The 14,468-nt window shown below is 39.6% G+C and carries 10 protein-coding genes; 2 read left to right on the top strand and 8 right to left on the bottom strand.

Going from position 1 to position 14,468, the window contains the following annotated elements; all coding sequences use genetic code 11:
• The first annotated feature begins 376 nt into the window (after positions 1-376).
• Positions 377-1,957: a phosphoenolpyruvate carboxylase gene (ppcA, locus tag MSKOL_RS07360; RefSeq protein ID WP_048154811.1), complete on the top strand. Its 1,581-nt coding sequence runs from the start codon at positions 377-379 to the stop codon at positions 1,955-1,957.
• A 65-nt stretch (positions 1,958-2,022) separates the two neighbouring features.
• Here the strand turns inward: ppcA and MSKOL_RS19925 are convergent, their stop codons facing one another.
• The 4 genes from MSKOL_RS19925 to MSKOL_RS18710 all read right to left on the bottom strand — a co-directional run bounded on the left by MSKOL_RS19925 (position 2,023) and on the right by MSKOL_RS18710 (position 6,996).
• Positions 2,023-2,193, bottom strand: a complete 171-nt coding sequence (locus MSKOL_RS19925) for a hypothetical protein (RefSeq protein ID WP_156150992.1) — start codon at positions 2,191-2,193, stop codon at positions 2,023-2,025.
• Between the two features lie 253 nt (positions 2,194-2,446).
• Positions 2,447-2,686: an MTH865 family protein gene (locus tag MSKOL_RS07355; RefSeq protein WP_048119896.1), complete on the bottom strand. Its 240-nt coding sequence runs from the start codon at positions 2,684-2,686 to the stop codon at positions 2,447-2,449.
• Between the two features lie 281 nt (positions 2,687-2,967).
• The gene (locus MSKOL_RS07350) at positions 2,968-3,837 is read right to left on the bottom strand and encodes a winged helix-turn-helix domain-containing protein (RefSeq protein ID WP_048154808.1); all 870 of its coding nucleotides are present in this window, start codon (positions 3,835-3,837) and stop codon (positions 2,968-2,970) included.
• A 252-nt stretch (positions 3,838-4,089) separates the two neighbouring features.
• The gene (locus MSKOL_RS18710; RefSeq protein ID WP_052725375.1) at positions 4,090-6,996 is read right to left on the bottom strand and encodes a tetratricopeptide repeat protein; all 2,907 of its coding nucleotides are present in this window, start codon (positions 6,994-6,996) and stop codon (positions 4,090-4,092) included.
• A gap of 482 nt (positions 6,997-7,478) precedes the next feature.
• On the opposite strand from MSKOL_RS18710, the gene MSKOL_RS07340 reads away from it, so the two are divergent.
• Positions 7,479-8,987, top strand: a complete 1,509-nt coding sequence (locus MSKOL_RS07340) for a hypothetical protein (protein ID WP_048154806.1) — start codon at positions 7,479-7,481, stop codon at positions 8,985-8,987.
• Between the two features lie 488 nt (positions 8,988-9,475).
• Here MSKOL_RS07340 and MSKOL_RS07335 read toward each other — a convergent pair whose 3' ends face one another.
• The 4 genes from MSKOL_RS07335 to MSKOL_RS07320 form a co-directional block, all read right to left on the bottom strand.
• Positions 9,476-10,777, bottom strand: coding sequence for a phenylacetate--CoA ligase family protein (locus MSKOL_RS07335; protein ID WP_048119890.1), 1,302 nt, complete (start codon positions 10,775-10,777; stop codon positions 9,476-9,478).
• 1,201 nt (positions 10,778-11,978) lie between these two features.
• Positions 11,979-12,233 (bottom strand): helix-turn-helix domain-containing protein, encoded by a 255-nt coding sequence (locus MSKOL_RS07330; protein WP_048119888.1) that lies wholly within the window; start codon positions 12,231-12,233, stop codon positions 11,979-11,981.
• A gap of 281 nt (positions 12,234-12,514) precedes the next feature.
• Positions 12,515-12,925, bottom strand: a complete 411-nt coding sequence (locus MSKOL_RS07325; RefSeq protein WP_197078854.1) for a hypothetical protein — start codon at positions 12,923-12,925, stop codon at positions 12,515-12,517.
• Between the two features lie 479 nt (positions 12,926-13,404).
• Positions 13,405-14,319 (bottom strand): AAA family ATPase, encoded by a 915-nt coding sequence (locus tag MSKOL_RS07320; protein ID WP_048119883.1) that lies wholly within the window; start codon positions 14,317-14,319, stop codon positions 13,405-13,407.
• Between the last annotated feature and the right edge of the window lie 149 nt (positions 14,320-14,468).

The following is a 14,468-nucleotide window of genomic DNA, read 5'->3' as shown; positions in this document are numbered from 1 at the left end:
GTTTCAGTCGTGATTTTGTATTTTCAGTCGTTATGTTATAGTTTCAGTCGTTATGTTATAGTTTCAGTCGTTATGTTATAGTTTCAGTCGTTATGTTATAGTTTCAGTAGTTTTGTTATCTCAGGTTTTAAATGTCAACTTATTGTAAACGGAAACATTTATCATAAAGTAAACAATATGCTTCGATGCTGATTTGTATCAAACTAATGGTTAACAATAAAGGAATTTACCTGCTATTCACTAAAAAAATTGCAAGTATAGTAATAAATCCACTAACGTATTCAGTAAGAAATTCAGCAGCGTATTTCATAGTAAGTTCAACACTCAGTTCAGCGGTAAACTAAGGTCTGAGCTGTACACAGTGAGGATTCATTTCATGAGTAAAAAAACCGTTTTTCCAAAAGTAATGTGCACCCAGCATCCGGACTCGGCGTCAAAATATATTGCGACGCAGGAAGAGCCAGGAGAAGCTATAGAGGCTGCACAGATATTCGGCTGTGATGAGTATATGCCGGATTATGAAGGGAAGGCAACTCCCTACCATCAGAATGTCCAGATTGTATCAAAATTCATAGAAGAAACAGACCTGACCCCAGGAAAAGATATTTTTATTACTCCTCGAGCTCCGAGTGCGGTTCAGGAAAACCGGTTCAGGCAGCTCATGGTTATGATGTCAATTGCTGAGGCTAATTACAATGCCCTTGAATACTCGGATGTCCAGGCGATCAGCGAATTCGTGCATCCCATGACAGACAGCGTCAGGGAAATTATTGGAGCTCAACAGCACATGGTAGACGTAAGTGAGCTTGCAAAAAAGGAATTTGGTTTCTCAATGGAAGTCCCTCGCATAATTCCTCTCATAGAAGATGCTCCTGCGCTGCTGAATGCAAAAGAACTTGCAGAAAATACGATTCTTTCCTGGAAAGAACACTTCGGGACAGTCCCTGAGAAATTCCGGGTGTTTCTGGGTAAATCCGACTCTGCTCTTTCTTTTGGGCATATTGCGAGCACGCTTTCATGCAAATACGCAATAAACGGAATCTGCGAACTAAATTCCGAAATAGACACCCAAACTGGCATTATATTCGGAGCAGGAACACTGCCTTTCAGAGGACACCTGGACCTGAAGAATGCAGAGAACTTTTTCCGGGAATACCGGGGGGTTGGAACCATTACACTCCAGTCCGCGCTCAGGTACAGCCATAAAAAAGGGGACGCTGAATCTCTGGTAAAACTTGCAAAGGCCAGGCTACCTGAAACGCCTGAACTCTTTGCCGTCGAAGAAAAAGAAGAAATAATAAACCTCATTGGGATATTTGGAGCAAGCTACAGCAGAATTCTCAGGCAACTGGCTCCTGTGATAAACAGGATAGCTGACCTTCTCCCACAGCAGCGGGATCGTCTTATGCACAAAGGTACAGGCGGCTATTCAAGAAGCGCTCCTGATATCTCAGGCATGGTTAAACTCTGCCGTACCGATATCGGAAAAGAGCTTGAAGCCAGTATGCCTGCTGAGGACCTTCAGCTTCCAAGGGCAATCAAGTTTACAGGCGCTCTTTATTCCATAGGTCTGCCTCCGGAATTCATAGGGACAGGCCGTGCTCTTGAAGAAGCTCGGGAAAAACTCGGAGAAGCTGCCTGTGAAAACTTGCTTACAAAATACTTCCCCTCCCTTGCAGGTGACCTGAAGTTTGCATCAGGATATCTGGATCTCAATGTGGCTTCTCGCTTCCTATCCAGGGAATGCCTGAAGGAGGTCCGCAAAGATATAGATATCCTGCATGAGGTCTTTGATCTTGAAATCAGCCCCGAACCTTCATACCGCATCCTGGTAGAAATGATGCAGCCTGACCTCCTGCAGGCCGGAAGTAAAGGAAATTGTATGGACGAGGAAGTTTCCCAGCTTGTATGCTCGACCCTCACCAAAATGGGAAAAATAAGAAAGGCCCTCGGTTAAGTAATTATGGCTCCGATCGATTGATTCTTTCTTTTTTTCGTTCTTTTTTTTATTTTTTTCTTTATTTATATCGCCTTTCGATGCTGCTGGCCGTCGACTTCACTTCTTATCAAAATTTGCCACTGGTTATTGACTTTTTCCGTGGTATTGTCCTCGTTTGAGCTGCTTTTTGAAGGTGCAGGAGTTTTAGCTATTTCTGGGACAGTAACATTGATAAGATCGTTACGGAGAGTCATACTATTGGTACTGGAGTTTGTAATATCTATACAAAGGAACTGTCACAAAATCATATTGCGGGCGGCCATCCAGCCCTAAACAGGCTGTCCGGCAATTATTGACAGTAATAAAAAAGTTCTGAAAAAAAGCAAATAAAACCTTTAAATCAAAAAAAAAGGAATTATTTTATTACCAAGGGTATTTGTAGGACAGGCTATAAAGAATGGGTTATTCGTGACCCTCTACGCTCCCTTTGTAATAAAAGAGCAGGTTTTAAAGTCCTGCTCTTTCAACTATTGTGTCTGCTACTTTTTTTGCGTCTTTGAATGGAAAATCTGCTGGAGTAAGCAATTTTCCTGCTTCTCCTGCAGTAACTTCAAGGTTGCCCGATCTGCATGTAGTATCTGCACCTGCAGGAAATGCAGCAAGCAGTTCTTCAGGGGTATTTATAGGAAACTTTGCATCTTTAAGGCCTGCAACGATCTGCCCGTGAATATCATCTTTTACAGTCATTTTTACTCCTCATATTTTGCTTTTTTCTCAAATTTTTTCCGTGTTTTTTATTTATTTTTTGTCTGACATTCTGGTTCTTTGCAGTTTGATTTCCCCGGAGAATTCATTCTACACTCTGTTATTGGCAGGTTATTGATATATACTTAATCGGCACTGAAATATAGTTAATGCATTCAACTGTATTACTACACCTGAGTTACTAATTTTAACCAGATGGTACTAAAAAAATAGAAAGTTGCGAGGTTGAACGCTGCAAAACTGAGGATCAAAAATACCTGAGTTTAAATAGTCATCTCTGTTTTTTCTTTTCTTTCCATGAGATCGTTCTTTTCAGGTTTCTGCTTTGAGGAATTTTGAAGTGGATAATTTTGAAGTGAAGAATAAATTTCGTTTAGACCCTGAAGTATTTTGAAACCTTTCTCAGTAATCATATAATCTCCCCTCTCGTGCTGTTGTAGAATCAGCCCGCTTTCCATAAGTTTCTGGAGATGGAAGAGCAGATTTCCTCCTCTGAGGCCCGTAAGTTCGGAAAAAGCAGAAAAACTTTTCATTTCGAATGCTACTGCTCTGAGAATTTCCAGACGCTGGGGGTTTGAGACCGGCTCAAGGATCTCACTCATAACTACAGAGGTTTTAAGAGCAGAAATATTCGGTTTCTGTTCCTGGTTGTTAGTATAAATCCTCATAGAGCGCATAAGGTTCACCTGTTTTACCAGAAGGCTCGATACTTCGGAAAAGCATTTCTCACATTTGTTGTAAGGAGCTTCGCATCTAAGTTCCTCCAGTTTTTTTCTGTTGTCCGATATTGATTTGTCATCTACTCTATTTTTCGTTATAAGCCCGGCATTTTGCTGCAGAAGAGCCGTAAACGCAGAAGTACATTTTTGCTTTTCAGGGCATTTTTTTACCATGTTCCGTTCAAGACCGGAATCGATGTCTTCGAAGAGGTGATTGAGAAGAGCATTTGAATACTCTTGCCTGGACCTTTCAATAGCAGCTTCTAAACGCAGCCTGCTGGTAAATTCCATCACTTTTTTAATGTCATTGTGCATTTCAGAAAGCTTTTCTCTAATAGCTTTTACTTCCCCCAGCTCCAGGTCATCGGATATTGTCAGGGCCTCAGGAGAACCATTCTCACTTCCGCTTTTCATGCTTTTAGATCTTCCTGCCTTGTTTTTAAAGTTTTTGCTACGACTTTTAGAGTCACCAGGATGTATAAATTCCTTAAAGGCAAAAGAAATAGTTAGGATCTTTTAATGCTGATTTTGGGATATTTGTATCAAGCTCATGAGAAGAGATTACAAAAAATTTGTAATAAATGAGTCTATAAGAAATGAGTCCATAAGAAATGAGTCTATAAGAAATGAGTCTATTTAAAGAGTAAAATCTGTTTTTTTGAAAGATTACTTTTTGGACTTCAGCTTGCTGATAATAGTCTGAAGTATATTTTTTGAAGTTGGAGGACATCTTGAATCTGGAGAATTATTAGGGGCTGGATAATAGTTTGCGTTTTCATTGCCTTCAATCCCGTCAAGTTCTTTCAACTTTTGCTCGCAAAAGCTAATTATCCTCGGGTCTTCAATAGCTTTTCCTATCGCAAGGGATTGCTTCAAAAACTCAATTGCTTTTCTTGGTTCGCCCAGATAACTGTATGCTAACCCCAGATTTCCAAGGCGATTTCCTTCTCCGCGCCTGTCGCTAATTTCTCTTGAAATTTTTAGTGCTTGTTCATAATATTCAATTGCTTTTCTTGGTTCGCCCAGATCACTGTATGCTAACCCCAGATTTCCAAGGTCTGCACCTTCTCCGCGCCTGTCGCCAATTTCTCTTGAAATTTTTAGTGCTTGTTCATAATATTCAATTGCTTTTCTTGGTTCGCCCAGATCACTGTATGCTAACCCCAGATTTCCAAGGTGATTTCCTTCTCCACGCCTGTCGCCAATTTCTCTTGAAATTTTTAGTGCTTGTTCATAATATTCAATTGCTTTTCTTGGTTCGCCCAGATCACTGTATGCTAACCCCAGATTTCCAAGGTCTGCACCTTCTCCGCGCCTGTCGCCAATTTCTCTTGAAATTTTTAGTGCTTGTTCATAATATTCAATTGCTTTTCTTGGTTCGCCCAGATCACTGTATGCTAACCCCAGATTTCCAAGGTGATTTCCTTCTCCACGCCTGTCGCCAATTTCTCTTGAAATTTTTAGTGCTTGTTCATAATATTCAATTACTTTTCTTGGTTCGCCCAGATGACTGTATGCGTTCCCCAGATTTCCAAGCCAATTACCTTCATTTCGCCTGTCGCCAATTTCTTTTGAAATTTTTAGTGCTTGTTCATAATATTCAATTGCTTTTCTTGGTTCGCCCAGATCACTGTATGCGTTCCCCAGATTTCCAAGGTGATTTCCTTCTCCGCGCCTGTCGCCAATTTCTCTTGAAATTTTTAGTGCCTGTTCATAATATTCAATTGCCCTTTTTACATATCCAAGCTGCATATATGTGAGTCCAAGGTCACCAAAAACAAAACTCCTCATTTCTTTGCTTAAAAGAATTTCATCATTAAGAGGATCTGGTGGTAGTAATTGTCTGTACAATGTTATGAGTATAGTGTAGTCACCCCAAATATCAAGATAAATATGTAGTTTTGAGTGAAGGATAATATGTGCAGCTAGATCATATTCTCCGGCTTCGCAAGAGTGATAATGGGCTTCGATTGCCGGCTGAAGGTCTTCTTTTTTAGTTGGATTTTCCGGTAGTGGGAGAGGAAGGTAATATTTTACTGCAAGCATATGAGATTCTTTTTTGTTCTTCAGATCTTCATAGGAAAATTCCTGAACTAGAGGATGGAGCCAATAGTTTCCATTATGGTCGGTTTCCAGAAGAGATTTATCAATAAGCTTTTTAACAGCGTTTTTTGGAGTATTTTCTGTAAACATCTCTTTTAGTCCTTCTAGACCCACGTGTCCACGGTAAACCGAAATACGTTCAAGGAGTTCTTTTTCTTCACCTGCCAGTTTATCGAATAGCTTTCTTGCCTTTTTGATAGTATCATCTTTACTTTCTTGATACATACTCAGGTCTTCAAGCGTATCCTTCACACCGAATTCTGTTACCAACTCCACAAGTAACTTCAGGGCAAGGGGATGACCATCCACGCCTATAGCCAGTTCTTCCAGCTTTTCAGGTTCCACTTCGTCAAGTCCATTACTAATAAGGTAGTCAACTGCAAAATCCTTATTCAAACCTTTGAGGTCCTGTTTATCCTCATTTTCTACTACATCAATCAGTTTTTCCCCGTTTTCGAGGATAGGAAGAGTTCTGCTTGTTACGATAACTTTTGCATTGTGGGTGTTGTGTCGCAGGGAAGAAAAGAGAAGTTCGATGCCGTTGTCTGCAAAATGTTGATCTTCAAGAATAGTGCTCAGGTCATCAAAAATAAGCCAGACTTCACTTCTTCTTTGAAATTCGCCTGTGAGTTTATCAATGTCAAATTTTCCGGGCTCTCTCCTTTCGTCTTTAAAAGATGCGATTTCTGGTGCTTTCAGATAGGAGGCAAGTTTTTCAAGGATATCTCCCAGTTTTGCGCTCTGATTTTGATTAAAGTCAAACCAGAAAGGTTCAGGTACGTTTACAGGTCTGAGGTCTACAAGAGCCCTTGCAAGGGTGGATTTCCCAACTCCACCAACGCCGCTGATAAGTAAAATTCGGTGATTTTCGAGATATGTAAGTGCTTTTCTTAACTCTTCTGAACGGTTTTCGGTAACAAATAGCTTTAGTTTTTCGGGATAATATGGAAGGGTTGAAGGGTTGTAACGGTTCAGTATTTCCTGATTTGCGGCTTCTTTCCTTCTTTGATCCAGATACTCAATGATTTTGATTAGTTCGTCTCCAGAAGGCGTTTTAAAATTGAAGAAATTATTGTAGTTTCCTAATGCAAGCTGGTCAATGTTTTCAACATTAAAATTTATTACAATAGGTTCAATTTCCCTTACTAGACCTGGATTTTCCACCAGCAACTTAAGGATTTCTTGCTGAAGCTCTTCATTTGCTTTTGGATCATCGGAGTTTCTGAGAACTTTTGTAAGTGCTTTTTTGAGGGATGAACTCATTATAGGGCTTATTTTATCCAGCAGAGCCTGTGCTCTTTTTCCACTTTCAGAACCGAGTTTTTCAAAGGCTTTTTCATAAATCAAATCCACAAGAACTTCTTTGCCTTTGTCAACTGCGGGTTTTCCTGCAATGCACAGGGCAGACAAGGCAGGAATGAGAATATTTGTTGCTTGCTGAGCGAGCTGGGCGAGAGCGGCTGGATCCATAAACTCCTCCAATTCTTTTTTGATATTGGAGGCATGTAAAATAAATTTTGTTATTTAGAACTGTTAGAATAAAAATTTCATAGATTTTAACTTGTTTAGGAGTTCATTTGATAAAATTCTAAAACTTCACTTTTTTTGCAGACATCATGGGAAAGGCCGCTCTCCTGCGTCGAGCGTTGAGTGTCCGGGATATTAGAAAGCAGTATTTACAACCGGTTATTTGGGTATAAAATGAAAATTGAGTATAAAATGAAAATTGGGTTAAAATGAAAATTGAGTATAAAATGAAAAATGGGCTTTAAAGTTTTGTAAGATTTGTTGAAAATTCATATAAAATTATTTTTACAAAGTAAGTATAAGTCCGAACCGGGTGTTGGAGAAAGGAATGATACTAAATGTTAACTGATTGACTGTCAAAATTTAGTCAATGTCCTGACAAGATTTCTAATATATTAAATAATAAATTAACTTGGGGGTTATATATGAAAAATTATATAATGGTTATAATAATTGGCGTTTTATTCACATCGTTAACAGGAACTGCCCTCGCAGAGAATGTAGAAACAAATATGGAAACGTATGACGCAGAGGCTTTTCGACAGGCTTTAGAACAGGAGGGGTTCACCGTACAGGAAGGTGAACTGGGTTACTTTGATTTAATTGGGCTATTAGAGAAAGGAATATTACCTTCTGCATATGGAAACAATCCCACCACAAAATATGTTGCATATTTTGTTCCAGCAGCAACTGGTCAGGGAGTAGATGAACGGATTTCTAAATTAACCAGTACACTTGGGATGAGCGGAAATACAACTCCATTCTGGAACCTTGGTCCTGATGAAGCTGTTGTTTTCGTGGGAAGAACACCTCCGGAATGCAGGTACTTCAGCTACGATCATTACATAATGCACAGGACGATTGGTAATGAAAGGAGATGGCTCTTTTCCAACATAGCAGATACGGTGAACGACCTGGTTATTAAAACCGAAGGGACTCCAAACGGGTCGTCTGGAAATCCTTTCAATCAAACCACGGTAATAATAATTACAGCTGACAGAGGCATTGATCAGCGCATCCGGGCTGCTGCCCAATCTGCAGGATACTCAGACGATATAATTAACACCCAGGTGTTGCCATCAGCCATATTAAAAATGGGACTGGAGAATGATTCCGATACGTTTGCCGCGTTTGTCCGCCCAGCTTTATTCAATGACACACAGGCTGGTGATGATTACATAAATAATACGCCTGCAACTGTGTTCAGAATTACTCCCAACAACACTACGGAGCTGGACCCGTATGATTATCCGGAACTGAGGGTCCGCGGAACCGGGCAAACAGAGTTTGAGCTTATGGATGATCTCGAAGAGTTAAGGGTTGCAATTCTCAACAAATATAATGAGTCAAGTGCCACAGAACTTCCGACCAGTCAGGCAGTTCCTGTAGGGAGTGATGCTATCCAGAGAGGAATTAACGGTGTCGGTCCTAACAACGATGCGTGCTATTTATGGACAGCAAACCAGACTATCTCTTCGCCTACACCTCCTTTCGTTAACACCTCGCTGTACTATCCTTTCTTGCGAGAACCGGCAATTACCCTGGGCAACGATTCCAATGAATTCATAATTGTCTATGGGGTTAACCATGTAGCCACAGGAAAGGCGACGTACTCGAACTTCGCAATATACGGAGCAGATGTATGGAATGGTGTTAGAGCAATTACAGACGCAGATTTCAATGGATCTGCCGAGGAATACCTCCCTGACAATCCAAATGCGAAATACCTGTATGTCTACAAGCTTGCCAGGAACTGCAGCGAAGATGATCAATACTGCTATGAGGTTCCCTCCGGCGTGGGAGTTCACGGTATAGAGCCTGATCAGCCGCTTTTTGTTGCCTGGAGAGCCTACATGGAGAACACAACAAAAACCGGGCCAGCCTACTCAGAGATAGTATACGACCGGGCTATAAAATTTGATCCAAAGAGTTAAGGGGAAAGCAACCGGGATATTAAGGCAAATTCAAACTCTGGCTGATATGTGTTACCTATAACACATATCTTCATTTTTCGTATTCTTCATTTTTCGTATTCTTCATTTTTCGTATTCTTCATTTTTCGTATTCTTCATTTTTTGTATTTACAAGCTAGAGCTGTATTTTATAATACTTTTTTATTGCTTCAGATCGCCAAAACAGATTATTTTACAATTTTGGCTTATTGTAGGCTTCATTAAAACAAAATCAAAAAATTTCAGCTTATTTTCAGATTTTACGCAAAAATCACTCTATTTTACCGAGCGTAGGGTTGTCCGGAGTTCTGAAGGTTCTGAAACGCTATTTTCTCTGCTCTGAGAGCTGGATAATAAAAACTGGAGTAATCTAAAAAGGACTGCTAAAAAACAGGTCTTAAAAAAGGTTAAAAAAAAGACCAGGGAATAATTTTTCCCTGATTTATTGTTAATTGAGGCTGCCCTTCCGGTTAGAGCTGCGGCCGCCTGTCGATGATTCTCTTTGCCTTTCCTGCGGTTCTTTCGATGCTACCTTTCTCAAGGAGCTCGACATTTGTGCGGATATTCAGGACAGCTTTGAGTTCGTGCTGGACATAATTCTGGACGGCTTTAAGGTCTTTGAGATCGCCGGTAAAGGCATTATCTTCGAGTTCGACCTCGATTGTAAGTTCGTCTAGCATGTGTTTATTACGGTCAAGGATGAGCTGGAAGTGTTCGCCTACCTGCGGGATGCGAGAGATCACGTCCTGGATCTGGGAGGGGAAAACGTTGATTCCTCTTACGATCAGCATGTCGTCGGCTCTGCCCATGAGGCGGGAAATTCTTGTGGTTGTCCGGCCGCACTCACATTCTGATTCAAGAAGCCTTGTCATGTCGCCTGTGCGGTATCGGACGTTGCAGAAGCCTTCCTTGTTGATGGAAGTGAGGACAAGTTCACCTTTTTCACCTTCTGAGACCTGTTCTCCGTTTTCATCAAGGACTTCTACAAGGAAATTATCGCTCCAGATATGCAGGCCGTCCTGCTCCTGACACTCAAAACCGATTCCTGGACCGAACATCTCGGACAGGCCGTAACAGTCATAGGCTTTAAGGTTGAGCCGCTTTTCGAGCTGCTTCCGCGTGTTTTCGGACCAGGGTTCCCCTCCGAATATAGCGGCTTTTAAGGAGAGTTTGTCTATAAGGTCCATTTCTTCAGCGGTTTCGGCAAGGTAAAAGGCATAAGAAGGGGTACAGTGGATTGCAGTTACGCCGAAGTCGATCATCATTTCAAGCTGCCGGGCGGTGTTTCCGGTTGCAGCCGGCACGACCATTGCGCCCATTCTTTCTACACCGTAGTGGAAACCTATGCCTCCGGTAAAGAGCCCGTAATTCATTGAGTTCTGAATAGTGTCGCTTTTTGAAAGCCCAATCATCGTGAGGTCACGGGCGACCAGGTCAGACCAGGTTTCAATATCCTTTGCCGTGTACCCGACAACTGTCGGTTTCCCGCTGGTTCCGGACGAGGCATGGATACGTACTATATCTTCTTTTTTGGCAGCGAAAAGCCCGAAAGGATAGTTGTCCCGAAGGTCGGTTTTCCGTGTAAAAGGCAATTTACGGACATCATCGAGGGTCTTGATGTCATATGGAGTGACTCCGGCTGCTTTGTAATTTTGCCTGTAAAAAGGAACATTGTCATAGACCAGCTTTACGCTGTGTTGAAGGCGTTTTAGCTGTAATTTCTTCAATTCTTCGGGATTCATTGTTTCGTATTTCGGCTGCCAGTATTTCATTAACAGAACCTTCTTTTTTATTTATGAAACCATTATCAGGTTGTAAATTTTAATACATGAATGCCATGTTTCTACATGTCATGATATATTAAGTAATCTAATGAATAATATAAAACGTTCGGAAAAATCAGGTGTACTGTAATCCTTACTACATATAAACGTTGTTGAGGAGGAGGGTTTTGAGTTGGGAGGTTTGAGAAATCCTGATATTTGCCTGTGAAAGGGGAGCAATGAATGTGAATTGACTTAGAACCTATCCGAAAAGTAAAAGAACTATATTTTAGGATAATATTGAGTTGTAACGTTTTATTTAGGAAAAGAGATGCGTTCCCACCTGAGAAATTCTGGAAGTTCCGAACGGCACTTATTAAGTCTTGTTCAGGAAGAGGTTTGGTATTGGACTCACGGGTTGCGAGCTTCTTATCTCTTCACTTTTATATTATATTTTTCGGAGTAGGCGTTGAAGTATTTCTTGTGGAATAGGTCTTGCTATGTGGTCTTGTAATAGATGAGAACGCAATTTATACTATGCTCTCACTCTATATAATATTTTTAACAAATAATATTATTTTAACCCTATTTTGCTAATATAGAGATCTAATTTTTCTTTACTGGTTTAACCTTATAGCATTAAGCTACGGTACAAGAATGTGGACCACCCCTAAGCTAAACAGGCTGCCCAGCAATTATTGGCAGTAATAGAGAAGTGCTAGAAAGAAGAGACTTTTTATTATTTTCTGGTCTCTTTAGATTTCCACTTTAAATCGTGAAAAACTAAAAGGCTCTTCGTTGTTTTGTGTGGATATCCTCATAATATTCTCATGAAAAACAATACAGCCAAAAAACAATACAGCCTTGAATTGAAAATCATCTTATCCATAGGGGATGACGAAGAGCCTATTTTCTTTGATAGGAGACATTGTAGACAAAGCAAGATCATTCAAAACTGATAATGATCTAACTGATGTTTGAAATTGGAGATAAACCAGAAAAAATTAAAAAGACTCTCACTATCTTGAATTTTGAATAATTAGTCAGAGTATGAAATATAGGAGAGAAGATTTGGATTTGAGATTAACTCTTAAAATTAGTTATTAACAGTAGTTCTCTAAAAAATAATTGAGGTTTATATGCCTCAAAAATCAAATATTCGGATATACAATGAAGTTTGATCCAGTTACACAGAAAAGCATTTTTTAATTCATACTGCCAGAACCTGATTTGAAGGCTTTCTTATTTCATAAAGACTCTGACGTGAGTCAATGAAATAAAAACGTTCCATTAAAATTTTTTCTTCCTTTAGCCTGTTTATTGCATATCTTACTGTGCGTGAAGGAAGTATTGTTTCACGAATTATGTCTTTCTGTGTCATCTGCCCTTTAGCTTCAAGTGTTTTAAATACCAGCTTTGCCGACGGGGGCAGTTTCTCAAGTTTTTCGTAGTTAATTTCATTCACATTGTTGTTTATAGATTCATTTTCAACAAAAACGATCCCTCATAGTGAATCACCATTTCCATAGAAGGATTCTTTGTTTTTAAACCTTTTGGCCGAAATTTCCAAAATGAATACAAAAAGGATATTTGTTTACCCAATAATCCAAAAATGGCTTTTTCAATAGCCATTTTTTGTACAATTGTGACTTTCAGTAACCCATATGTAATATGCCCTAAAATAGAGCATATTATTATTTCAAATATTTGACTAACTTGAAATAAATAATTAGCTAAGACGAGTAATTAGCTAATAACAATCAGTTCAAATGTCCCATCCATACATGAGACTGCAAAGTCATGGAAATGTTTCATGTTATCTGACATCTCTTCGTAAATTGAGTGGGAAATATATATTTTCATATGCGGTTTTTTGTCAGGATATTTTTTAAGCTCAAGGTAAAGCTCCTTGAAAATTTCAATCAGAGTTTTCAGGTTAATGCGTCTGATTATTCTAATATGGCCTATCCCCTCCGAATCAATCATAATTCGGTAATTTTTGTTTTGCTTTAGATTTCGCTCACTTAATCCCATTATTTCTACCGCATGTATGATTTTTAATTGAAGTCTTGACTTCACAATTGTGAAGTTAAATTCGTATTGTTCACAATCGTGAAGATAATTATTTTTTAAGATATAAAAGTGTTTTGTCCACATAACGAACAAATCACTGGAAATTTCATGAAACAATTTGAAAAAAGCAATTGTCGCTAGTAAAAAACCGATGGGAAAAAGAGATGGAAGAAAGTGATAGAAGAAAAAGATAGAAGAAAAAGATAGAAGAAAGAGATGAAAGAAAGAGATGAAAGAAAGAGATGAAAGAAAGAGATGAAAGAAAGAGATGAAAGAAAGAGATGGAATGCCCCAATGCCCAGATAAGGATTAAGTTCATCGAGTTAAAAACTGTAAGTTCGAAAACTCCTGCTATATGAGTAATTCACAACAGGAGCTTTAGATTCATTTAGTTTTAAATTTATAAAAGAGTTTGAGATACAAATTTTAGACTTTGTAGAAATCCGGTGGTTGGAGGAACCTCAAATACCTGTGACTCAAGACGCGAACTGGATTTCAATAATTGGATCTGATCCGTTTCTGTCGATTTGAAGAGATTTCTACAGAGCCGAATTTTGAGTATCTCATGCTTCGGAACTTATTGGTGTTCCTTCTTCAATGCTACTGCTTTTCATTTTTCCTTCATGTCCATGTACCTGTTCACGCTCCCTGAGGAGTATATCTGACCAGCTTTCGGCCCAGGTTTTGAGTTCTTCAGACTCAAGAGGTGCAGGAACATATTTCTTATTGTTATTCAAAATGCCTCTTGCAAGTTCTCTATATACCTCAGCCTGCTCAGAATCAGGCGCATGTTCAACTACAGTCTGTCCTCTGAGTTCACTTCTTGTAACATCAAGTGAACGGGGAACATATCCGGCAATCGTTGTTTTTGTCTGACGTGCAAAATCATTTATTATCTCTTTTTGAATCGGCTGGTTCATTGAATTCGCAATTATTCCGCTGAAAAGCGCACCGCCATTGTTTGCGTATTTCCTTATACCCTTGAAGAGATTATTCGCTGCATAGATTGCCATGAAATCCGAGGATGCAACAGTGTATACCTGTTCTGCTACGCCTTCACGGATAGGGATTGAGAATCCTCCACAGACAACGTCTCCAAGCACGTCATAAATTACAACATCAGGGTTAAACTCTTCAAAGACGTTTTTTTGCCTCAGAAGTTCGATTGCAGTAATAATACCTCTGCCAGCGCAGCCTACTCCAGGCTCAGGACCGCCTGCTTCCACACAGAGAATTCCATTGAACCCTTCATAGACGATGTCGCTGATTTCAATTCTTTTTCCACTTCTCATAGCATCAAGAACGGAAGGGATCGATTTGCCTCCTCTCAGGTTATTTGTGGAGTCGCTCTTAGGATCACAGCCTATTTGCATTACTGTAAGGCCCAGGTCAGAAAGAGCCGCTGAAAGATTTGATGAGGTAGTTGATTTCCCGATACCGCCTTTTCCATATATTGCGATGTTTCTTGCTTTTGTCATTTCATCACCATACAGGGAAACAAACAGATCCGATTTATAAGCTCATACTTCAGCAATAATTGACATGGAAATTCTGTTTTTCTTAATTTTGCGGCAAAAATTCCCCTTATCTCTCAATTATACTTAATTTAAGTCAGGCCATTCATTTA

Source organism: Methanosarcina sp. Kolksee (genome assembly GCF_000969945.1).
Lineage (GTDB): Archaea > Halobacteriota > Methanosarcinia > Methanosarcinales > Methanosarcinaceae > Methanosarcina > Methanosarcina vacuolata.
This window is presented reverse-complemented; position numbering and strand designations above follow the sequence as displayed.

Excerpts from the sequence above, each read along its gene's own strand:
- ppcA (WP_048154811.1), top strand. The coding sequence starts at position 377 with ATGAGTAAAAAAACCGTTTTTCCAAAAGTAATGTGCACCCAGCATCCG.
- MSKOL_RS19925 (WP_156150992.1), bottom strand. The coding sequence starts at position 2,193 with ATGACTCTCCGTAACGATCTTATCAATGTTACTGTCCCAGAAATAGCT.
- MSKOL_RS07355 (WP_048119896.1), bottom strand. The coding sequence starts at position 2,686 with ATGACTGTAAAAGATGATATTCACGGGCAGATCGTTGCAGGCCTTAAA.
- MSKOL_RS07350 (WP_048154808.1), bottom strand. The coding sequence starts at position 3,837 with ATGAAAAGCGGAAGTGAGAATGGTTCTCCTGAGGCCCTGACAATATCC.
- MSKOL_RS18710 (WP_052725375.1), bottom strand. The coding sequence starts at position 6,996 with ATGGATCCAGCCGCTCTCGCCCAGCTCGCTCAGCAAGCAACAAATATT.
- MSKOL_RS07340 (WP_048154806.1), top strand. The coding sequence starts at position 7,479 with ATGAAAAATTATATAATGGTTATAATAATTGGCGTTTTATTCACATCG.
- MSKOL_RS07335 (WP_048119890.1), bottom strand. The coding sequence starts at position 10,777 with ATGAAATACTGGCAGCCGAAATACGAAACAATGAATCCCGAAGAATTG.
- MSKOL_RS07325 (WP_197078854.1), bottom strand. The coding sequence starts at position 12,925 with ATGTGGACAAAACACTTTTATATCTTAAAAAATAATTATCTTCACGAT.
- MSKOL_RS07320 (WP_048119883.1), bottom strand. The coding sequence starts at position 14,319 with ATGACAAAAGCAAGAAACATCGCAATATATGGAAAAGGCGGTATCGGG.